Source organism: Xanthomonas bromi (assembly GCF_900092025.1).
In the GTDB taxonomy this organism is placed as follows: domain Bacteria; phylum Pseudomonadota; class Gammaproteobacteria; order Xanthomonadales; family Xanthomonadaceae; genus Xanthomonas; species Xanthomonas bromi.
In genome coordinates this window covers 154,983-176,899 of the sequence record NZ_FLTX01000005.1, presented here as the reverse complement: position 1 = coordinate 176,899, position 21,917 = coordinate 154,983, and the positions used below count along the sequence as shown (strand labels likewise).

The following is a 21,917-nucleotide window of genomic DNA, read 5'->3' as shown; positions in this document are numbered from 1 at the left end:
CCGCTTTCGCGGGGCTTTTGCCGTTTCGATCACGCATCAGCCGATCAGGCGAACGGGTCCTGCAGCACCATGGTGTGGTCGCGATCCGGGCCGGTGGAGACAATGCTGATCGGGCAGCCGGCCAGTTCTTCCAGCGCGCGCAAGTAGGCGCGGGCAGCGACCGGCAACTTGTCCCATTCGGTGATGCCGTGGGTGTTCTCGGTCCAGCCCGGGAACTCCAGGTACACGGGCGTGCATTCTTCCCAGCCCTGCGCGTCCAGCGGTGCGTATTCGGTGCGCTTGCCGCGGTATTCGTAGGCGATGCAGACCTTGAGCTTTTCCATGCCGTCGAGCACGTCGAGCTTGGTGATGCACAGGCCGGAGATGCCGTTGATGGCGACCGCACGCTTGAGCGCGACAATGTCCATCCAGCCGCAGCGACGCGGGCGGCCGGTGGAGGCGCCGTACTCGGCGCCGCGGTCGCGGATGCCCTGGCCCACTTCGTCGTCCAGCTCGGTCGGGAACGGACCACCGCCTACGCGGGTGGCGTAAGCCTTTGCGATACCGAGCACGTAGTCGATGGCATCGGCGCCCACGCCGGTGCCGGCCAGTGCGCCGCCCACGGTGGTGTTGGAGCTGGTGACGTACGGGTAGGTGCCGTGGTCGATGTCCAGCAACGCGCCCTGGGCGCCTTCGAACAGCACGCGCTTCCCCTGCTTGCGCAGGTCGTGCAGGATGCCGGCCACGTCGGACTTCATCGGCTGCACGTAGTCGCCGAAGGCCAGCGCTTCGTCGTAGGTCTTCTGGAAATCGACCGCTTCCACGCCCAGGTACTTGGTCAGCACGAAGTTGTGGTAATCCAGCGCGGTGCGCAGCAGCTCTTCCAGCTGCGGCGGGTAATGCAGGTCGGCGATGCGGATACCGCGACGCGCCACCTTGTCTTCGTACGCCGGGCCGATGCCGCGACCGGTGGTGCCGATGGCCTTGCCGCCGGCCGCCTTTTCGCGCGCCTGATCCAGGGCGATGTGGTACGGCATGATCAACGGCGCGGCCGGGGAGATCTTCAGGCGCGAACGCACTTCCACGCCGGCGTCTTCCAGCTCGCTGATTTCCTTGATCAACGCGGCCGGGGAGATCACCACGCCATTGCCGATCAGGCACAGCGCGTCGTCGCGCAGGATGCCGGACGGAATCAGATGCAAGACGGTCTTCTTGCCATTGATGACGAGCGTGTGGCCGGCGTTATGGCCACCCTGGAAGCGGACCACCGCACCGATTTCTTCGGTGAGCAGATCGACGATCTTGCCTTTGCCTTCATCGCCCCACTGGGCACCGAGCACGACAACTGACTGACCCATGACGGGTGAACTCCTAAAGTTTTACTGCGGCCATCGGGGCCGCGGGATGGGACCGACGCAGGGCTGGCAGCGACACCTTGCGCGCGGCTCCATCGGGGAGCGTTGCAGTGGCGCGACAGCCCTGACACGGAAAAAGCCGAACGGAGTGCTCTGGTTGGAGCGTGCCCGGCCGGCTTTGGTGCATTATCCGGGTTTCCGGTGACCTGCACTACCCTTTCGGACGACGTCTGCTGGAGAGCCTGGCACACAGAGCTGACAGGACCTCACGAAAACTGCTGGGGCCAATCGTTGCCGGAGCAGATGGTTGAAGGCCGGGCGCGGTAGCGATACCTAGCGCCTGGGCCGTGCGCTGGCGCCAGAGCCATCAATCGCCACCGGCTCACGTCATTGCTGGACACCCGACAGGTAGACCGCCGCGCCCAGGAATCCCTCCTCAGCGCCGCACCATCCACAACGCCGTCGCACCCAGCACCAATGGGACGCCTCCGATGGCGCGCAGCTGCGCGGTGGGCAGGCTGAACAGCTGCTCGACCATGCGCTTCCAGGCGACCGGCATGGTGAACAGCAGCAGGCCTTCGATGACGACGATCAGGCACAGGGCGGAGAGGAACTCTTGCATGACCAACACCATAACAATCTGGACGATGCAGTGTGAGGGAAAAATCGTCCCACACGCCCTGCGTCTCGAAGTGCAAGGCCGCAATGCGCATACGCAGGACCACGATGACGCCCTGGCTGCTTCCGCAAAGAAGCCAATACCCAAACCAGCATGTTTTAGACACCGCGCGGCGGTAGATCCATGCATGACCGGCTGCAAAGCACACCAACAAAAACGCCCGCATCTGCGGGCGTTTTTGCATTCTCAGGACGCGATCAACGATCGTTCTTGAGGTACTGCAGGAACGGGTCGTTCTTGTCCAGCACCACCACGCCATTGCCGTCGGTCATGGACTCGCGGTAAGCCTCCAGGCTGCGGTAGAAGGCGTAGAACGAGGGGTCCTTGGAGCCCGCCTGGCCATAGATCTGCGCAGCCTGCGCATCGCCCTCGCCCCGCAGCTTCTGTGCGTCGCGCTCGGCATCGGCCTTGATCACCGTGCTCTCGCGGTCGGCCTGGGCACGGATGGTCAGCGCCTGCTCTTCGCCTTCGGCGCGCAACTTGCTGGCTTCCTGCTTACGCTGGGCGCGCATGCGCTCGTAGACGTCGGTGATCACCTGGCTGTCGGTGGGCAGGTCGATCTGCTTGATGCGCAGGTCGGTGATCTGCATTCCCAGGCCCTTGATCGCGCCGTTGATGCCCTTGAGCTGGTTGGCGATCAATTCGCTACGGTCGCCGGAGACCAACTGCTGCAGGGTGCGCGAGTTGATCTGGTTGCGCAGCGAGTCGGTGATGATCGGCGCCAGGCGCGAGTTGGCCACCGACTCCTCGCCACCGGTGGCGCGATAGAACGCCCGCACATCGGAGATGTAGCCGATGGCGAAGAAGTCCACGCTCACGTCTTTCTGTTCGGCGGTGAAGTAACGCGCCGGGGCGGTATCGAGCACCTGGAAGCGGCGGTCGAACACGCGCACTGTTTCCACCACCGGAATCTTGAAGTGCAGGCCGGGCTTGAGGTCGGCACGCACCACACGGCCCAGGTTGAGCACCATGGCGGTCTGGTCCTCGCGCACCACGAAGACCGAGCCCATCAGGGTCAGCAACACGGCGACGATCAGGCCGATAACTAGCGAATTCTTCATTATTCGGTTCCCTCACGGCCGGTCGGGCGCGGCCCGCGTTCCGGGTTGCGGATGGCCTCGCTGCTGGCGCTTTGCGGCGGATTCAACAGCACGTCCTGCGGCACCATCGACGGCATGCCGCCATTGCCCGCATTGCCGCCGGTGTTGGCTGACTTGCCGGCATCGGCCGGTAGCGGCACATAGATGACCTGGCGGCCATCGCTGCCGATCACCTTGCGGTTCTCCGACAACACCTTCTGCACCGTTTCCAGCCACAGGCGCTTGCGGGTGACTTCCGGGGCGCCGGCGTACTGCTCCTGCAACAGGGTGAAGCGGTCGGCGTCGCCCTCGGCCTTGGAGATCACCGCCTGCTTGTAGCCCTCGGCGCCGGTCCGGGTGCGTGCACCCTGGCCGCGCGCTTCCGGCACCACTTTGGCGGCATATGCTTGCGCTTCGTTGATGAGGCGCTCGCGCACCTGCTGGGCACCGTTGACCTCGTCGAAGGCCGGCTTCACTTCTTCTGGCGGACGCGCGTCCGGCAAGGTCACGCCGGTCACGGACAGGCCGGTGTTGTAGGCGTCCAGCGCCAGCTGCAGACGGTCCTTGGAGGCGATCGCCAGCGGGCCGCGGTTGTTGAGCACGGTATTGAGGTCGGACCGCCCCACCTGCTCACGCACGGCACTTTGCGCGGCCTGCTCCAGCACCAGATCGGCATTGCGCGAGCCGAACAGGTACTTGCGTGGGTCGCTGATCTGGTACTGCACGTTGAGCGAGACGTTGACGATGTTCTCGTCGCGCGTCAGCACCGGCACCTGGTTACTGAAGGTCTTGATCTCAGTGGCATTGACCTTGCGCACCGACTCGATCGGCCAGGGCAGCTTGAAGTTGGGGCCGGGCTGCAGGATGCGCGAGAACTGGCCGAAGCGCAGCACCACGCCACGCTGCTGCTCGCCGATGAGCTGGAAGCTGGAGAACAGCACCATCAGCACCACCGCGACCAGGATCCAGCGCCCCACGCCACCGTCGAACAGTTCTTTCAACGGGGCGGGCAGATTGCCCCAGCCACCACCGTTGCCGCCCCCGCGCGGCCCCCAGGACCTGCGACGGTTGGGATCCGGGCCGTCTCCGCCCTTGTTGCCGGGTGTGTTCCAGGCCATGCACGCTCCATGATCGAGGGGCTGTGCGGGCCAGTCCCGCAGTGCCGCCGTGTTGTTTGATTCGCCGATTCTACTAGATGGGGCAGACACACCGTTTTGAAAGACCCGGTGTGATGCATTGTTGGTTTAGCCGGCGGGGCGGATTGGGCGGCCCGGGAAACACTGCGGCGGTTCACGGGAGTGGGACGGTGCGCCGGGCCAGGTGTCCGCGTGGCGTGTGACGACCGTGGTGAGAGTCACCACCCGCCGGGAGGCCGAGTCCTCATCGTGTTGGTCGCAGCCGGGCCACCGATCGGGTCTTGGCTGGATGGAATCCCATTGCCGAGTCCGTGGCAAACCGGTTGGGTCCAGGTGTGGCGCGATGAAGCGTGCAGGCCTCGGGCCATGACTGACCTGGAACTCGCTGTCGTCCAGCCAGTTGCTGCTCCGAGCCGAGACGTCCCCCGTGCCCATACCACCAACGTCCTTCCTTCAGGAGCGGTCTGCCCTGCCCCCACATCGATCGTCACACCGAGCGACCGATTGCGAAATCCGCCGTCGATCACGCCTCGCCGACGCACTTACGCTGTCGGCGGTTCGTCTTTCTGATTGAACACGCGTTCCATCACTTCCAGCAGTTCGTCTTCGGAAAAGGGCTTGGTGATGTAGGCGCGGGCACCTTGGCGCATGCCCCACATGCGGTCGGTGTCCTGATCCTTGGTGGTGACCAGGATCACCGGAATATGCTGGGTGGTCGGTTCGCGCTTGAGCGTGCGCGTGGCCTGGAACCCGTTGAGGTTAGGCATCACCACATCCATCAGCACCAGATCCGGCAGCGATTGCTTGGCAGCTTCCACGCCGGCAGCCCCATCGGTCGCGGTGATGGTTTCGTGCCCCAGCTTCTCGACGATGCGCTGAATCCCCAGCAGCTGCGACGGCGAGTCGTCGACGATCAGAATGCGTGCCATGTGTTTCCCCTAGTGTGCGCGGCGAGTGTAGTGCGCCCACCGCGCTTTCGGTAGCTGGGCCAAGTTGGTGCTCGATGACTGGCGAGTGCTGCGATGCGCGATGGACTGACGCGCCGTCTTTGCCTGTCGACGAGCGCAGGAGCACTACGTCGGATAGGACACTGTTGGATTCACCGCAGAGGTCAACGGACAGCGCTTCGATTGCCGTCTCGCTCGGGGAAGGGTGGCGCGCAGCGCCGATGAGGGTACGGCGGCGATGCGATGGCGCAGGTGGACATCGCGCAGCACCTCGCAGCGCGACCTTCCCTGATCCCCGCCCGCGCTTGCGGCGCGGGCGCTCCAGGGAACATGCGTCACTGGCGCACTGGCCGCGCCTCCTCGCCCCGCCTGGAACGGGCGTGTTTCCTGCGCTCGCCTGGCGAGCGACGCATCTCGCCTGCGCTGATCAGCTCAGCTGACAGTCTCGCCGAACGCCTTGGCCAAGTTGCGGTATGCCTTTTTCTGCGCGTCGTCGGTCGGGGCCGGGGCCAGGATTTCCAGTTCCACGATCTGGTCGCCCGGGGTGGTCCCGGGCAGGCCACGGCCGCGCAGGCGCAGCTTGCGGCCGGCATCCGAGTCGGCCGGCACCTTCAGTTCGACCGAGCCGCCCAACGTGGGCACGCTGATGGTGGTGCCCAGCGCGGCCTGCCAGGGCATGACCTGCAAGGTGTACAGGATGTTGCGCCCGTCCACCTCGAAGTGCGGATGCGCCGCGTATTCGATCTCCAGCAACAGGTTGCCGCCGCCATTGCCCTGTCCGCTCAGTCGGATCACCTGGCCCGGCTGCACGCCCTTGGGCACGCGCACGTCCAACTGCTTGCCGTTGATGGTGATGCGCACGCTGTCGCCCGAATGCACCGCCTCCAGCGGCACCGCCAGCTTGGCGCGCGTGTCGCCGCGCGCCTGCGGGCCGGCACCTACGCCGGGCCCGGCGCCCGGGCCACGCGGACGGCCGCCGCGCTGGCCGGCGAACAGGCTTTCGAAGAAATCGCTGAAGCCGCCACCGGCGCCGCCGTTGCCGAACACTTCCTCGAAATCGAAGCCCTGCCCGCCGCCGTAGCCAGGCGGGGCCTGGAATTCGTCGCCCGGGCGATAGCCCTGCGCCTTCAACTGGTCGTAAGCCTTGCGCTTTTGCGGGTCGCGCAGCGCTTCGTAGGCTTCGTTGATCGCCTTGAACTTGTCTTCGGCGCCGGCTTCCTTGCTGACGTCGGGATGATATTTGCGCGCGAGCCTGCGGTAGGCGGTCTTGATCTCCGCATCGCCTGCACTGGGCTCCACGCCGAGCGTTGCGTAGTAATCCTTGAATTCCATCTAATCACCTCTGGAAAAAAAACGGCCCGCAGCCAAGGCCACGAGCCAGTTCGAGCGGCCAGCACTCCAGCGGATCGCACCTGTACGGTGCGGGAGGTGCGCGGACCTGCAGCGTACAGGTGTACGTGCAGCGTTCGCATACCAGCCGCGCCCGCAAGACGGTCACGCAACGAAGGTATTGGCCAATCTATTCGCAGCCGGGCGGGCAACCGCGCCTATTCTACGGCGCGGCTGTCGCCGGGGAGCGAAGCCGATGGCTTCGCTCCAGGTCCAGCCTCTTGCAGCGGGCAGTTCCGGCTGACAAAGATGCCGCCGGTGCCACCGGTCGCAGAGCCGGCCTGCGCGCAACGCACAGGCCAGCCAGCTGAGACCGCGCGTTGGTGAAGCGCGCCACCGCTCCATCCGTTGCGCTTACTGCACCGTGCTGCCGCTGCTGTCCTGGCCATTGCCGACCTGGATACGGCGCGGCGTGGCGGCCGGGCGCTTGGGAATGCGGATTTCCAGCACGCCGTTGTGGCCGGAGGCGGTGATGCCATCGGCATCGGCGCTGTCGGGCAAGGCGAACCGGCGATGGAAACTGCCATAGCGGCGCTCGATCCGCGAGAAGCGCTCGGTCTCGGTGCTGGATTCGCTCTTGCGCTCACCCTTGATCGACAAAATGCCCTTGTCCATCTGTACCTCGATCTGGCTCGGATCGATGCCCGGCAAATCGGCGTACAGCACGAAGTGATTGGGCTCTTCCTTGATGTCTACGCGCGGCACCCACTGCGCGGTCGCCACGGCCGACTCGTCGGTGTCGCTGTTCTGCTCGAAGAAGCGATCGAACACATGCTTGATCTCGTTCTGCAGCGCGTGGGTGGGAAATTGGGGATAACGAACGATGTTCATTGCAAGCCTCCAAAGGGTTGATGAGGGCCGGCGACCGCGGCATGCGCAGTTGCGCCGGCCATGAGCGTCAAATAGGCGTGCGCGGACGGATTTCAAGCGCGTTGACGCGCTTTTCCCCCACCGCTTTCTAGAATTCGTTCAGCCACAGGAGCCTGCCGCATGACCATCCACGTTGGTGACCGCATTCCCGAAGTCGTGCTCAAGCGCATGCGCGACGGCATCGAGGCAGTCGACACCCATAGCTTGTTCGCAGGCCGCAAAGTACTGCTGTTCGCAGTGCCGGGCGCCTTCACCCCCACCTGCTCGGCCAAGCACCTGCCGGGCTATGTGGAACACTTCGACGAATTTCGCAAACGCGGCATCGAGGTGCTGTGCACCGCGGTCAACGACCCGTTCGTGATGCAGGCATGGGGACGCAGCCAGCTGATTCCCGACGGTCTGCATCTGCTGCCCGACGGCAACGCCGAACTGGCACGCGCGCTGGGCCTTGAAATCGACGCCAGCGGCTCAGGCATGGGCCTGCGCTCGCGCCGCTACGCATTGTATGCAGACGACGCGGTGGTCAAAGCGTTGTTTGTCGAAGAACCCGGCGAATTCAAGGTGTCTGCGGCCGATTACGTGCTGCAGCACCTGCCGGATTGATCCATCGATTCCCCCGTCCATGTAGAAGGAAAACGGCCAGCCATGTCTAACCAGCCAGCCACCAAAACCCCCGCCGGTATCACCGATACCGCCACCTTGCGCGCACGCGCACGCCAGAGCATCGAAGACGGCGCCATCACCGAGAGTTACCACGCCGATCGCGAGAAGGTGATCGAACTGCTCAACACCGCACTCGCCACCGAATATGTGTGCACGCTGCGCTACTACCGCCACTACTTCATGGCCAAGGGCATGCTTGCCGACGCGGTGAAGGGCGAGTTCCTGGAGCATGCGCAGCAGGAACAGGAACACGCGCACAAGCTGGCCGAGCGCATTGTGCAGCTGGGCGGCGAACCGGACCTCAATCCGGACACGCTGACCAAGCGCTCGCACGCCGAATACAAGGAAGGCACCGATCTGCGCGACATGGTCAAGGAAAACCTGATCGCAGAGCGCATCGCCATCGACAGCTACCGCGAGATGATCGACTTCATCGGCGACAAGGACACCACCACCAAGCGCATTCTCGAAAGCATCCTGGCGCAGGAAGAAGAGCATGCCGACGAGTTCGCCGACATGCTGGAAGGCTGGATCGGCGAGTGAGTGGGGTGCGTCGGTGCAGCGTGCACTGATGTATGTGGCTGCATTGTCGAAGATGCAATAAGAACAGGGCGCCGTTTGGCGCCCTGCTCTTATTTGCAGGCGTGGACGGCCGCACTCATGTTCGGTGTAGGAGCACACCAGGGCGCGACGAAGCGCTATTGGTAAAGCCCCATCGCGCCCAGATGCGCTCCGACACGTGCGGCTATCCCCCACTCAACGCAAGACGCGAAACCGCACCTGGGTCCAGGCGCCATCGCTGGCCATGGCGGTGAGCGTGTGCGCTCCCACGTCGGCAAAATCGCGCTGAAATCCCTGGCGTCCGTCGGTCTGTGCAATCCAGCGACCGTCCAGCAACCAATCGATACGCGCCTCGCTGCCCAGCGCGCGCAACTGCAAACGCACCGGGCGTGCGGTGTCGTCTGCGCGCGCCAAGGTGGCGCGGTCGCTCAGCCCATCGATGCGTAGCACGCCGCCGCCGGTCATGCGCTCGTCCGTCAGGCAGTCCGGTGCCAGTAGCGGCAACTGCGCGGCCGTGCGTTCTGCCGCACTCAGCCAGGGCGACACCAGTGCCGGCCAACGCGCCAACGCACGTGACGTGCGCACGTGCGGCTGCGTGCATTCCTGCGACAGGCGCTGGCCGCTGCGTGCGTCCACCTCGAACTGCAGCCGCCCGCTTTGCCACAGGCGCGCGTCGCGCTCGGCGAAGGTGAGTGGCAGCGCGCCATCCAGTGCATAAGCCTCGGCACGGCGTGCGCACAGTGCCGGCGGCGTCTGCTCCAACGCGCCACCGAGCGGCCAGCAAATCTCGCTGGTCTGCACCGTCGCTGGCATCGGCAGCGGTGCACTGTCGCCGGCGTTGCGCGGCAATGCGTCGATGACTTCGAACATCAGCGGCAATGCGGTGACTGCGCCATATTGGCCCGGCAAGGGGGTGCCATCCGGCCGCCCTACCCATACACCAACGGTGTAGCGCCGCGTCCCACCAATCGCCCAGGCATCGCGGTAGCCATAACTGGTGCCGGTCTTCCAGGCCACGCCGGGGCGCGCGGCGGTGTCGCAGGTGCCATTGCCGTAGCCGGGGCGTGGATTGCTCTGCAAGATCTCCTGCACGATCCAGGCCGCGCCTGGCGACATCAGGCGTCGGTCGATCCGTGCATCGTCCGGCGTGTAGCGCACGCGCCCAGCAATGCCGGCACGGTTGAGCGAGGCGAACGCGCCCACCAATTCCTGCAACTGCGCGCCGGTGCCGCCCAGGATCAACGCCAGCGATGGCGTGCTGCCCCGCGGGAAGTGCAGCGCAATACCGGCATTGGACAGCCGCGCGGCAAAGCGTGTCGGGCCGATGCGGTCGAGCAGATCCACCGCCGGCACATTCAATGACAGGCGCAATGCGGTGGCCGCACTCACCGGCCCGTTGAAGGCGGCATCGAAGTTGCCGGGCCGGTAGTTGCCGAAGCTTTGCGGCGCATCCACCAGCAAGCTTTCCGAATGGATCAGGCCATCGTCCAGCGCCATGCCGTACAGGAACGGCTTCAGGGTCGAACCAGGCGAGCGCCAGGCCTGCACCATGTCCACATGCCCGAGCCGTTTGCGATCGCCGAAGCTGGCCGAGCCGACATAGGCACGCGCTTGCATCGTGGCGTTGTCGACCACCAGCAAGGCGGCCGAGGTGCGCTCGGGCAATTGCGAAAAGTAGGTGCTCACGCGTTCTTCCAGCGTGCGCTGCAGCTCCACGTCCAGCGTGGTGACAATGCGTGCGGCGTGCGGCTGTGCGTTGTGCAGGCGCTGCGCCAGCAAGGCCGCATGCAGCGGCGGCTTCAGCGAGCGCGTGACCACCGGTTCGATACGCGCATCGTCCACCTGCGCGCGCGACCACACGCCCAGCTCCACCATGCGGTCGAGCACCTTGTCGCGCGCACGTTGTGCGGCTTCGGGATGCCGATCCGGCCGCAGGCGGCTGGGCGATTGCGGCAACACCGCCAGCAAGGCTGCTTCGGCCTGCGACAACGCCTTGGACGGTTTGCCCAGATACGCCCAACTGGCTGCGTCCACACCTTCGATGGTGCCGCCGTAGGGCGCGCGCTCCAGATACAGGGTGAGAATCTCGTGCTTGCTCAGATGCGCTTTTAGCTGCAGCGCGCGCAGCAACTGCTTGGCCTTGCCCCACGGCGTGCGCGTGTGCGGGTCCAGGATGCGTGCCACCTGCATGGTCAGGGTGGAGCCGCCGGAAACGATGCGCCCCTGCCCCAACCACTGCCCGCCGGCACGCAGCAGCCCCCACGGATTGACGCCGGGATGCCGCCAGAACCAGCGGTCTTCGTAGTTCAGCAACGCCTGCAGATACAGCGGCGACACCGTGTCCGGGCTGGCCGGATAGCGCCACACGCCATTGCGGTCGGCGAACGCGCGCAATGGCGTGCCGTCGCGCGCGACCACCAATGTGGAGGTATCGCGCGATTTGGGCAGAGGTAACGGGAAGGCCAGATCCAGCAGCAGCATGACGGTCAACAGTGCGGCTGTGCTCCAGCGCAGCCATCGCAACCAGCGACGTCGATGGTGGGCCCGGTGTGCCGGCGTGCGCAGGCGCGACTGCCCCCGGTTCATCCCTGTTTGCGCCTGCGGCTGTTCGTCCATCGTGCAAAGCATGCAGGGCAAACCGTGTTTCGGCCACTGCTACGCAACGCCCGCTAACGTGCGACCTCCGATGACTCGCCAGATGCTGCGCTGTGAATGTTGCGCCCGGGCAGACACAACGGAGCGATACGCTGACTGAGCCGGCCAGAACAGCGCACGCAGCAGCCACATTGCGAGAAGCGCAGCGTCACCCAAGCCAACTGCTGGCCGCTGAATCGAAGACGGCAAACACCGTCCAGGCTGCACTGGGCCAGGCGTGCGGCACCCAGCCACTCCAGATTGGTAGCCACGGCAGCGTGGCACGCTAGCTCAGTACGGGCACACGTCACCCTTCCAGCCAAGCCCCAGACGCCCGGTAGGTCGCCGGGTGCTGCGATAGAGCAAGGCGGCTGCAATCAGGACAACGATGATGCTACGGTGACCGCTCGCCCTGCGCCCGCGTGCAGCGCTCGGTGCTACAGCCTGTTGCTAGCAGGTACGGTTGCCACACGGCCTCCCGCTCAGGGCTTTTCCAACGTCGCGCGATAGCGCAACAAGGCTTCCGGCGCATCGGTCTGGATGATCGACACACCATCGCGGTACATCCGGCCCCAGACCTTGTCCGGGTCGCGTTCGGCATCGGCGTCGCCGCCATAGCCGGCAATGAAGCCTTCCCACAACGAGTTGACCATCAGCCGCACCTTGTGCGCCTTGCTCACTGCCACCAAGGCGGGCAATTGCGATGCGGCCATCTTGGGCAGTTCGAAGGCCACCGGGTGCGCGTTGCGGGTCTGTGCCGTGGCGATCGCGGCCAGATCGGCGGTGCCATGCGCGTTGATCAGGATCGGGAAGAAGTACACACGGTCGAACGGCTGCATCGCTGCAAGCGGCGAGGTTGCGATGCCAGCTTCGGCCTTGACGATCACCTGATGCTGCATGCCGACGCGTGCGACCGCGTCAATCACCTGCACGTAGATCGCATCCTTGACGTCCAGATTGAGCAGGATGTGGCCTTTGGACTTGGCGAGCATCTGATCAAGCGTGACCACGCGCTGGTCGGTCAGCGGTGCCTGGGCGCCGCCTTCGTCGCTGCGCAACCGCAGCTTTTGCAGATCGGCCAGCGTGAACTCGGACAGCTTGCCGGTGCCATCGGTGGTGCGGTCCACGGTGGCGTCGTGCAGCATCACCAGCGTGCCGTCGGCGGCTCGGCGTACGTCGGTTTCCATCACATCGGCGCCGATGGCGATGCAACGCTGCAGCGCGGCCAGCGAGTTTTCCGGTGCTGTGTCGGTGAAGCCATGCTGCGGCGCGGCCGCGTGGCAACCGCGATGGGCGACCACCACGATGCCGCCCTGTGGATTGGTCAAGCGGGCCTGGATCGCCGCAACACCGGTGGGCGCTGCATGCACGGAGCTGACGAGCGTCGCGCACAGCATGGCGGCGACAGTGGCAACAGAACGTAGTGTCATCGAACAACTCTCAAGTGGGTGACTGATCGCCCGACGGCGTCTGCACCAGACCAAGCACATGCAAGCTGGATGCGGTAAGCACCGCTCGCACGTCCGATCTAGCGGCATCTGCATCCGGCCGATGACTGCGTTATCTCAAGCGCTGCGCTCAGAACGTCGGTGTGAAGCGCAGACCAAACCAGTACGTGGTGGGCACCGAGTAACTGTCCTTGAGCAGATTCTGCCCTGGACCAGTCACGCTGGTGATGCGGCTGTGGGTGATGTTGCTGACCTGGCCGATCACGCTGAGCTGTTTGCTGATGGCATAGGTGGCAGTGAAATCCAGCTGCGAGCGCGGCGACCAATACAGGTCCTGCCAATCGATATTGCTGACGATCGAACGCAAGGCCTTGCCCTGCCGGTTGTAGGCCGCACGCAACTCCAGCCCGCCGGTGTTGTAGAACACCGTGGCGTTGGCGGTGTAGTCCGGTTGGCCAACCAGGTTGTCGAGCTTGCGTTCGCGCTGGGTGACAGCCGTACCGCTGCCGGCGCTGTACGGCACGTCAAGACTGCCATCGAGCACGGCGACATTGGCACTGAAGCCCACACCGCTGAGCCACGGCGCGATGGGCGCCAAGGTGTTGACGATGCCGTTGAACTCGACCCCACGGATGCGCGCCTTGGCCGCATTGGCCGGGGTGCTGATCAAGGCATTGGCGTAGGTGGTGCCGTCGAAGGTAAAGCTATCGGTGCGCGAGAGCGTAAAGATTTCGTCCTGGATGCGCTTGTCGAACACCGCCGTGGACGCGAAGGCATCGAAGTCGCCGGGCAGGCGCCATTCCAGCGACAGATCCAGGTTATTGGACACGCGCGGTTTGATATCGGGGTTGCCGATGGTGACGGTGACGCCTTGCGCATTCGGGTTGCCGGCATCGGCCGTGTTGACGAAGCCGACCGACGTGCGCGCTGCATACGCATCGTACGGCGGGCGGCCCAGCGTGCGGCTGGCGCCGGCGCGCAGGTCCAGCGCATCGGTCAGATGGTAGGTCATGACCGCCGACGGCAGCAGATAGTCGTAGTCCGCACTGGTCGGGTTGTCGACATACACGTAGTGATTGGTTGCCGCATCCAGCTGCCGTTTGCGACCCACCGTGTCGAGCTTGGTGCTATCGAAATGCACACCGGCCTGCACGTTCAAACGGTCGCTGCGATAGCTGACCAAGCCGTAGCTGCCGAAGGTTTTTTCGGTATGAGTGAAATTGTCTTGATTGCTGAAGGCCAGTTGGTCGGTGCTATTGAAGGCACTCAATGGCGTGGCGGCCAGCGCGCGGTTGGCCTTGTTCGGATCGATGGTCAGCAGGTTCAAACCGACATAGCGCATCGGCGCCCTGCCGGTACCCACCACATCGGCCAGACCGAGCGCAGGCGCCATGGTGTTGGGCTGATATTCGACCCGATAGATGTTGTAGGACGGCGTGTCGGTGGTATACGACACGCCTGCCGCAAAACCGATGCCTTGATCGCTTTCGCCCTGGTTGAAGCCGTAATCGAGCCGCCCGGTGAGGATGCGATCGGACGCGCTGCGTTTGTAGTCCGGCCGCCAGTACGACAGGCTGTAGTTGTCCAGGTTGTTATACGCCTGCGGCGACACTCCGAATCGCTGGTCGAGATTCGACGTGTCGTAGTTGAACGCGTAATTGGGCGTGGCATTGAGGGTCACGCCACTGCCGGTCTGGCCCACCGGCACCGGCGCTGGACGGGTGATCCCGGTGGCGTACTTGATCATGCGGATCGGCTCGTCGTAGGTCGCATCCGACCAGGAACCACGCGCGGAAAATTGCTGCCGATCGGTCGGCCGCCAGAGCGTGCCCAGCTGCGCAACCTTGGTACGCGTGGTGACGATCTGGTTGGAATATCCCACTTCGATATCGCCGCCGGGATAGCTGCCGGACGTGTCGGTCTGATTGAACACGCGGTCGCGGTTGCGCGGGTCGATGAGGACCTCGTTGCGATCCATGTTGTCCTTGAAATAGTAGTAGCCGGCCATCGCATACGCTTCGAGCGCCGCACTGGGCCGCATCTCGAACTTGCCGGTGACACCATAGCGGTCGCGCTGATCCTGCACGTACCAATATTTATCCTGCTGAGGCACCGCCCAACCATTGCCGAGATTGGCGCCGGTCTGCAGCACGCCGTTGTTGTCGTAGAACCCGTAATGCACCGTGTCGGTGGTCATATGGGTTTCGGTGTAGCTGCTCAACGTCTGGTAGTTGGCCGACAGCGTGACGCCGTACTGCTGCTCGCTGCCGAAGGTGCGGCTGCCGGTGGCATTCAAGCGGTACCCCGGGTCGTCCTGATCGCGCGGTTTGCCGACATCGTTGGCGTGGCCCAGCGCCGCCTCGGCGCTGAAGAACGGCTTGCCGCCGTTTTCGAACGCGCTGCGTGTCTTGAGATTGATTGCCCCGCCGGTGGCATTGGGATCCAGATCCGGCGTAAACGTCTTGACCACCTGCAACTCGCTGACCATCGAGGCCGGCAGCAGATCCAGACGCACGCCGCGGGTGATCGAACCGAGCGTACCGTTCGGCGTGCCGGGCGAGGCGATGGTCAAGCCATCGATGGTGACGTTGTTGTAAGACGGACCCAGGCCGCGCAATACGGGCGTGGCTGCTTCGTCGCGCGGATGCTCGTTGTCGGTGGCCGGCAATACGGACAAACCCGGCACGCGGCGCAGTGCTTCGACGATGGTGCTGTCGGGCAAGGCGCGCACGTCGGTGGCACTGATCACATCGGTGATATTGGTCGCCGCGCGCTTGCTCTCTACCGCCGCTGCATTGGCACGACGCACGCCGGTGACCTGCATGGCATCGAGGGTTTGCACGCTGGCTTTGGCGGCGGCGGCCGGCGCGTCTGCGTTGGATACTTCAGCTGAGGACGCGACCGATTCGCCGCCTACTGCGTCGCCCGGTGCCGTGCTGGCGCCTGCGGGATTTACAGATACTGCAGGCGACGATGGAACGGTGCGCCCTGCGCCAGCAGAAGTCGCGTTGGTCTGCGCCTGCAACGCCGGTGAACATGCCGCGATGGCAACGGCGAGAACGGACAGCTGAAAACGGTACGAATTGGAGCGCTGCATGGAATCCCGGGATCGCGCAGCAAGGGCGCCACGCCTGTGAGAAAGCACGACACCGTAGTCAGTGGAAATGACACTTGCATGTCTCTTGCATTGCAATTCCAAGACAATGCGCAGTGGCGTCATCAGATGCGAAGAAGGTCGTCGGAAATCCGCAACAACCTTCAGTGCGGCGCTTCAAAAGCCCCTCTCCCAACGGGAGAGGGATTTGGAGTGAGGGCGCGGGGCGAAGCCACTTGGCAATCGATGACACCAGGCTTCGCACGTACCCTCATCGGCCCCTGCGGGGCACCTTCTCCTCCATAAAGGGGGACAATGTCACGAGGGGAGAAGGACATAGCCAGGAGCAACGCCGCCTTACGGCTGCACCACCGTGATCGTTGCCGGGGTGGTGCGGCCCACGCCACGCAACTCCGGCCGGTACATGTCTTCCACCAGCGACGGCGGCACGGTGTAGGTGCCCGGCGTCACCGCACGCACCAGGTAATACACCTGCGCTTTGCTGCCCGACGACAGCGCCAGCGCGGCCACATAACGGTCATCGCGGAATTCTTCGTGCTTGACGTCGGCGGCCCTGGAGCGCTCGCTGATGCCGATGCCGTCGACGACCACGTCGGCCCATTGCTTGGCATCGCCGAGATTGAAATTCTCGATTTCCAGGCCGGCCGGCAATAAATCGGTGAGCAAGGCGTCGGGCATCGATTCGTTGGCGGTGATGGTGACGCGCACGATCAGCGCCTCGCCTTCCTTCAACGCGCGCGGCGTCCATGGCTTGCCGTCGGTGGTGTACCAGCTGCGCTCCGCGCTGAGGTGACGCGTATCTGCCTCCGGTGCGCTGCGCGGGATGCCGGCCACTTCGATGCTGGCATACATCGGCGCTTCGCCTTGCGGCGCGAACTGCACGCCGCAGGCCAGCGCCGCACTGTCGAAGCTGCGTCCGAACACGCGGGCCGGTGCGATCTGCTGCACCGCATCGCCGACGGTCGCACTGCCCGAGACCTGCTTACCCTGCCCCACCATCAACGCCTTGCCCAGCCGCGCCAGCGCGATCTGTTCCTGCGTGCTCAGCCACAACACTCCGCCAGCGCGGCGTGCATCCAGTGCATGCCCCAGGGCGACCACGCGGGTGTCGTACTCGGGCTTGGACAGCCCGCGTTCGTGCAGCAACGCCATCATCAAGGCATCGTCGCGCACCACACTGCCGTAATCGCTCAGATAGCGCGGACGCTCGGCGCTGTCCTTGGCGAACCCGGCCTTGATCGCTGCCTCGCCACGCTTGCTGTCGCCCTGCAACGACAACGCCGCGCCCAGATGCACCAGCGACAGGCCCGTCAACGCCTTGCCGCGCTGGTTGTCGTACAGCGTGCCCAGCGGGGCGCGGTTGACGCGTGCCAGCACGTAACCCGACCACGCCTGGTTGGCGAACTTCAGGTTCTCGCGACGGTCCTGCCCATAGAACTGATTGCCACCGGACAGCAGATCTTCGCTCAGGCGATTGAGTGCCTTCTGCAGCACGTTATCGGGTACCGCAAAGCCGGCGTCCCTGGCGTCGAGCAGGAACTCGGCGATATACGGGGTCAGGCCCGGATTGACGTAGCCATCGTCGCCCCACATCGAAAAATGCCCGCTGGCGATCTGCATCGACGCCAGTCGGCCGAACGCGCCTTCCGTGCGCTCGCGGCGCGTGGCCGCATCCAGCCCCTTGGTGCCCAGCGCCTTGGCGGTCGCCTCGTCCAGCAACAGCGCTGCGTAGCCCTTGCTGGTGGTCTGCTCGGCGCAGCCGTACGGGTAGTCCAGCGCGCCCTGCATGGCGCTGGCGAACGGAATCGGCGGCAGCGGGCTGACCAGCATGCGCGCGGTCACCGAACCGGCCATCAGGCCGTCGGCATGGCTGTCCAGGGTCGCCGGTGCCAGCGGGTCGAGCACGCGGGTCTGCGTGCGCAACACCTGCGGCCATCCGGCACGTACCGGCAGCTCGTAGTTGCGGTCGGCCTTGAAGCCATTGCCGTCCACGCGCACGCGCACCTTGGCCACGCTATAGCCTTCGGTGGCCGTCAGCGGGAAGCTCAGCGTCTGCTTGGCATCCACGCCCAGCTTGATGGCGCGCGCCGCCTCGGCAATCGGCAGCGGGCCGATGCCGTCCACACGCACGTTGAACTCGCCCGGCTTGCCGGTGAAGTTCTGCACGTCCAGCGTCACCGTGCTGCGGTCGCCCGGCGCCATCACGCGCGGCATGCTGGCCTCGGCCAGGATCGGCGCACGCACGATGGTTTCCATATCGCGGCTGCCGTAGCGCGTGTCCGAGTACACCAGCGCCGACACCCGCAAGGTGCCGTTGAAATCCGGCACCGGCAGTTGCACGCGTGCATTGCCCTTGGCGTCAAGCGTCACCGAGCCGGAGAACAGGTCCACGGTCTGCACGCGTGCGGTCGGGCGCCTGGCCTGCGGCAGCGCTTCCAGCGCCATGTCGCCGCCGAACTTGAGCTTGCCGCTGGCGCCTTCGAAGCTTTCGATCACCCGGCCATAGATGTCATAGGCATCGGTCCCCAGGCGCCGCTGCGCGAAGAACGGTGCGTTGGCATCCGGCACCGGGAAGCGGGTGATGTTGAGGATGCCCACGTCCACCGCCGAGATGGTGACGTGCGCGGCCTTGCCAGCCAGTTCCGGCACGCTCACCGTCACCGGCAGCGATTGCTCCGGGCGCATCTGCTTGGGCGCGGACAGGCCCACCGCCACACGCCGGGCCTTGCGATCCATCGGCACATGCGCCACACCCAGTGCACGCGCGGGGGTGATCTTGCTCGGCGCGGTACCGCCACGGAACACCAGCGCGGTGACGTAGACGTCGTGGCGCTCCCAGGCCTCGGTGACCGGAATCTCGAACGTGCTACCCGGCTTGACGTCGATGTCCTGCACGTAGAGCAACTTGTCGCTTTCCACCAGCAGCACGCCCTTGCCGGAATGCGGCGGGGTCAGCGTGACGGTGAGCGTGTCGCCGGCGCGGTAGCCGGTCTTGTCCAGCGCCAGCTTGACCGTGTCCGGGCGCGCATCCAGGCCGCGGTTTTCGTCGTTCCAGCTCCAGCCGGCACGGAACGGGTAACGCGTGGACAGCCCGGTGGCCGGGTCGAACACGTCCAGGCGGTACTCGCCCCACTCCACCGGGACATCGAGCTTGGCGTTGGCGCTGCCCACATCCAGCGTGCGGGTGTCCTTGTTCTCGAAGCGGCGGGTGAAGTCGTAGTCCCAATGGTCGTCGGGGTAGTTCCAGTGGTAGTCGCGCAGCTCGCGCACCAGCGTGGCCTTCAGGCCCTTGGCCGGCTGCGGCTTGCCGTCGGCATCCACGCGGGTGAGTTCGAAACGTGCGTTGCCATTGGCATCGGCACCGTCCTTGTCGTCGAACAATGGACGCACGCCAACCAGCGCCTTGGCCGGCCACAGCACGCGCTTGACGGTACGGGTGACGGTGCGCCCGCCGGTCTCGTACACGCTGCCCGAGACCACCGCCGCAATCGTGCTGACCGGCTTGGCTTCGACCGGCAGCGCGATGTCTTCGCGCACTACGCCATCGCTGCCGAACTCGGCGTCGATCACGTCCTTGGCTTCGCGCGGCAGCTCCAAGGTGGGGTCGCCGAAGAACCAGCCCGGCAAGGAATCGAGCGGATGCTGCTCGACGCTGACCGCCAGCTTGGCAGTGAAGCGGTTGCCATCGGCCGGCGCGCCGTACAGATACGCGGCATTGGCGACCAGCGTGAACGGCTGGCCCGCACTCAAGGTCTTTTGTGCGGCATCCAGATCCAACTTCATGCGCTCGGGCAGGAATTCTTCCACGCGCACGGTCATGCCCTGCACGGCATCCTTGCTGGCCGGGTCGGTGCGGAATTCCACCTGCCAGCGGCCGGTCGGCGCATCGGCGGGAATCTGCTGGGTGAATTCGAAGTAGCCCTGTTCGCCCGGTTGCAGCTTGGTTTCGCGGAAGGTCTTGCCGTCCGGCTGCTTGAGCCGCAGGAACACCGGTTGCGGCTTGGCGGGCTTGCCGTCGTTGTCGCGCAGGATCGCCGAGACGCGCATGGTTTCGCCGGGGCGATACAGATCGCGGCCGGCCCAGGCGAACACGTCGAACCACGCGCTCTGGCGCCCGGCCACCGCAAATTCGCTCAGATCCAGCGCCGGTTGGTTGAACGGCAACACCGAGATATCGGTCTTGCCGCGCGCCACCAGCACATGGCCGGCGTCGAGCGTTTAGTTGAGCAACGCATTGCCGTTACCGTCGGTGGCGCCCTTGAGGAACAACTCGCCCTTGGCATCGAGGATGCGCACGTCCAGGTTCTTGATCGGCTCGCCGCTCTGCAACGAGGCGGTGTGCACGAACAACTTGTCCTTGTAGGCGCGCGTATGCAGGCCGATACCGCTGACGGTGAAGAACGATGTCTCCTGTTCGTTCTCGAAGCTGCCGGCGCGCTTCATCACCGCAACGTACAGGCCGGGCTCCTGCAACTGCTTGATGTCCTGCGTGGCAGGTAGGTCAGCACACGCTCGTTCTGCTTGCCGCCCAGGATGAAACGATTGACGTACACCGGCTCGGCCAACTTGGACAGCGGTTGTTTGTGGTTGTATTCGCTCCCAGCTCCCAGCTGCCACGACGGCCGCCGCGCTGGAACTGCTGGAAGAACGCCGGCAGCGACTTCTCGCGCACACGCAGGAACTCCACGTCCACTTCGGGCACGTTGACCGACACCACCGGCAAACCGCGGCTTTCGCGCGCCGGCAACACGCTGCCCTGCGAAGCGAACCCGGCCACCGGCTTGAGCGCGCCGGTAGAGACCTTTTGCTTGAGCGGCTTGCCCAGGCGGCTGCCATCGGCCGCCAGCAGGTTGGCGTCGATCAGGACGGTGTAGTCCTTCGCCGCTTCCACGTACGGGTAGCGCAACGTCTCGCCGTCGTCGGACAGCGACCAGCTGCTGTCGCCGGTGCCGACCTTTTCTTCAAAGCGCACCAGCGCATCGAAATCCTGCGTGCCCACCAGCGGACGCGAAAATTCCAGTGCCAGCGACAGGCCATCGCCGGTCTGGTCGGGATAGGCACGCGCCAGCGCAAACCCGGTGATGGCCTGCTTGTCGGCCTTGATCGCCTCGCCGCTGGCAGCAGGCAGCTGCCCGTTTTCGTTGCGCTTGCACGCCACCGCGCCGATCGCCACGGCCAGCAACACCACCCACAGCAACATGCGCCTTGTGCCCGACCGCATCATCCGTGATCCCTGGCTATCCATTCGTGCTACCCCATGACTGAGGCGGCCAGTATAGCGACGTGCTTCACGCCGCCGATGTCGCATGTGTGGCTCGTCGTGGACTTGCCGATGGGCTGTGATCGTGGGCTAAAAGGCTAGCCTCGCGATGGCAGCGATGCGCTCGATTGGCGATGAGCGTAGTTGTTTAGTAGCGCGCTTACAGCGACCAGTTAAACCACTTCACGCCATCTATCTATTAAACGGCCGCAGGGCTGCGACTTGGCTGCAGGCCGGTGCTCACTCCCCATCGCAGGACACGCCGCACGTACGTCCATGTAGGCGCTTACCCAGTATACATGCCGGGTAAGGTCCCGCGATGGTGGGCGGGCAAGGACCACTCGAGAGTATCGGTGCGCATGATTGCAGGCAATGCATGACCTGCGTTGACTGGATCACTGCGCGTCCATCAGCTTCGCAACGCAACGTGATTAACGGGCAGGCTTTCAACAAAGCAGCCGACGCACTTTCTGGTGCGGTGTCCTCGCCGCCTGCGGGACCGTGTGGCGGCATGGATGCCGCCACCGAGCCTCCACGGAGGGATTCACGGCGTGTCCCGCGAGCGGTGAGGGCGCCGCGCCCTCGACCAACCAGGCTGTTGACTACCTCCAATAAAGTGCAGCCAACACAACCACTGCGCTAACCGCCAGGCGGGCACTCACTGCGTTCGCTCGCCGCTATTAGCGCGGCTGACAAAACGCAGCGAGCAGTCGTCAGGCAGGTGTGGATGGCGCACGCAGAACCGGAGTCTACGAATGCTGCATGCCGATTCCGACCACCGGCCGCGCCCATCTGGCGGCAA

Annotated in this window: 13 protein-coding genes, 1 other RNA gene and 1 pseudogene; 3 read left to right on the top strand and 12 right to left on the bottom strand. The window is 65.0% G+C overall.

Annotation, left to right across the window (positions count from 1 at the left end; genetic code table 11):
- Positions 1-44: 44 nt before the first annotated feature.
- Both XBLMG947_RS02290 and XBLMG947_RS02285 read right to left on the bottom strand, forming a co-directional pair.
- Entirely contained in the window at positions 45-1,337 is a 1,293-nt protein-coding gene (locus XBLMG947_RS02290; RefSeq protein WP_019300370.1) for an adenylosuccinate synthase, read from the bottom strand.
- Positions 1,338-1,770: 433 nt separating this feature from the next.
- Entirely contained in the window at positions 1,771-1,956 is a 186-nt protein-coding gene (locus XBLMG947_RS02285; RefSeq protein ID WP_065466194.1) for a DUF2065 domain-containing protein, read from the bottom strand.
- Between XBLMG947_RS02285 and XBLMG947_RS22400 the strand changes: the two genes are divergently transcribed.
- Positions 1,955-2,227: a hypothetical protein gene (locus tag XBLMG947_RS22400; RefSeq protein WP_139074345.1), complete on the top strand. Its 273-nt coding sequence runs from the start codon at positions 1,955-1,957 to the stop codon at positions 2,225-2,227. The genes XBLMG947_RS02285 and XBLMG947_RS22400 overlap by 2 nt on opposite strands.
- On the opposite strand, the gene hflC is transcribed toward XBLMG947_RS22400, so the two are convergent.
- The 5 genes from hflC to XBLMG947_RS02260 all read right to left on the bottom strand — a co-directional run bounded on the left by hflC (position 2,211) and on the right by XBLMG947_RS02260 (position 7,395).
- Positions 2,211-3,074, bottom strand: coding sequence for a protease modulator HflC (gene hflC, locus XBLMG947_RS02280; RefSeq protein WP_065466185.1), 864 nt, complete (start codon positions 3,072-3,074; stop codon positions 2,211-2,213). The genes XBLMG947_RS22400 and hflC overlap by 17 nt on opposite strands.
- Positions 3,074-4,210, bottom strand: coding sequence for an FtsH protease activity modulator HflK (hflK, locus tag XBLMG947_RS02275; protein ID WP_065466184.1), 1,137 nt, complete (start codon positions 4,208-4,210; stop codon positions 3,074-3,076). Before hflK ends, hflC begins: the two co-directional genes overlap by 1 nt.
- A 560-nt stretch (positions 4,211-4,770) precedes the next feature.
- Positions 4,771-5,157: a twitching motility response regulator PilH gene (gene pilH / locus XBLMG947_RS02270; RefSeq protein ID WP_065466183.1), complete on the bottom strand. Its 387-nt coding sequence runs from the start codon at positions 5,155-5,157 to the stop codon at positions 4,771-4,773.
- Positions 5,158-5,607: 450 nt separating this feature from the next.
- Complete coding sequence (locus tag XBLMG947_RS02265) at positions 5,608-6,507, bottom strand: DnaJ C-terminal domain-containing protein (protein WP_065466182.1); 900 nt, start codon at positions 6,505-6,507, stop codon at positions 5,608-5,610.
- A 411-nt stretch (positions 6,508-6,918) separates the two neighbouring features.
- The gene (locus XBLMG947_RS02260; protein WP_065466181.1) at positions 6,919-7,395 is read right to left on the bottom strand and encodes an Hsp20/alpha crystallin family protein; all 477 of its coding nucleotides are present in this window, start codon (positions 7,393-7,395) and stop codon (positions 6,919-6,921) included.
- A 159-nt stretch (positions 7,396-7,554) separates the two neighbouring features.
- Here XBLMG947_RS02260 and XBLMG947_RS02255 point away from each other — a divergent pair, with 159 nt between their 5' ends.
- On the top strand, positions 7,555-8,037 hold the full coding sequence (locus XBLMG947_RS02255; RefSeq protein WP_065466180.1) for a peroxiredoxin: 483 nt from the start codon (positions 7,555-7,557) through the stop codon (positions 8,035-8,037).
- 42 nt (positions 8,038-8,079) lie between these two features.
- Positions 8,080-8,640, top strand: coding sequence for a ferritin-like domain-containing protein (locus XBLMG947_RS02250; RefSeq protein ID WP_065466179.1), 561 nt, complete (start codon positions 8,080-8,082; stop codon positions 8,638-8,640).
- Positions 8,641-8,853: 213 nt separating this feature from the next.
- Here the strand turns inward: XBLMG947_RS02250 and pbpC are convergent, their stop codons facing one another.
- From pbpC to XBLMG947_RS02225, 5 genes and pseudogenes are all read right to left on the bottom strand, one after another.
- Entirely contained in the window at positions 8,854-11,244 is a 2,391-nt protein-coding gene (gene pbpC, locus XBLMG947_RS02245; protein ID WP_425479219.1) for a penicillin-binding protein 1C, read from the bottom strand.
- A gap of 530 nt (positions 11,245-11,774) precedes the next feature.
- Positions 11,775-12,722, bottom strand: coding sequence for a glycerophosphodiester phosphodiesterase family protein (locus XBLMG947_RS02240; RefSeq protein ID WP_065466177.1), 948 nt, complete (start codon positions 12,720-12,722; stop codon positions 11,775-11,777).
- A 148-nt stretch (positions 12,723-12,870) separates the two neighbouring features.
- Positions 12,871-15,837, bottom strand: coding sequence for a TonB-dependent receptor (locus XBLMG947_RS02235; RefSeq protein ID WP_065466176.1), 2,967 nt, complete (start codon positions 15,835-15,837; stop codon positions 12,871-12,873).
- Positions 15,838-16,191: 354 nt separating this feature from the next.
- Positions 16,192-21,079: pseudogene (locus XBLMG947_RS02230) on the bottom strand (alpha-2-macroglobulin family protein).
- A 723-nt stretch (positions 21,080-21,802) separates the two neighbouring features.
- Positions 21,803-21,879, bottom strand: a non-coding RNA gene (locus tag XBLMG947_RS02225) — sX9 sRNA.
- Positions 21,880-21,917 lie beyond the last annotated feature (38 nt).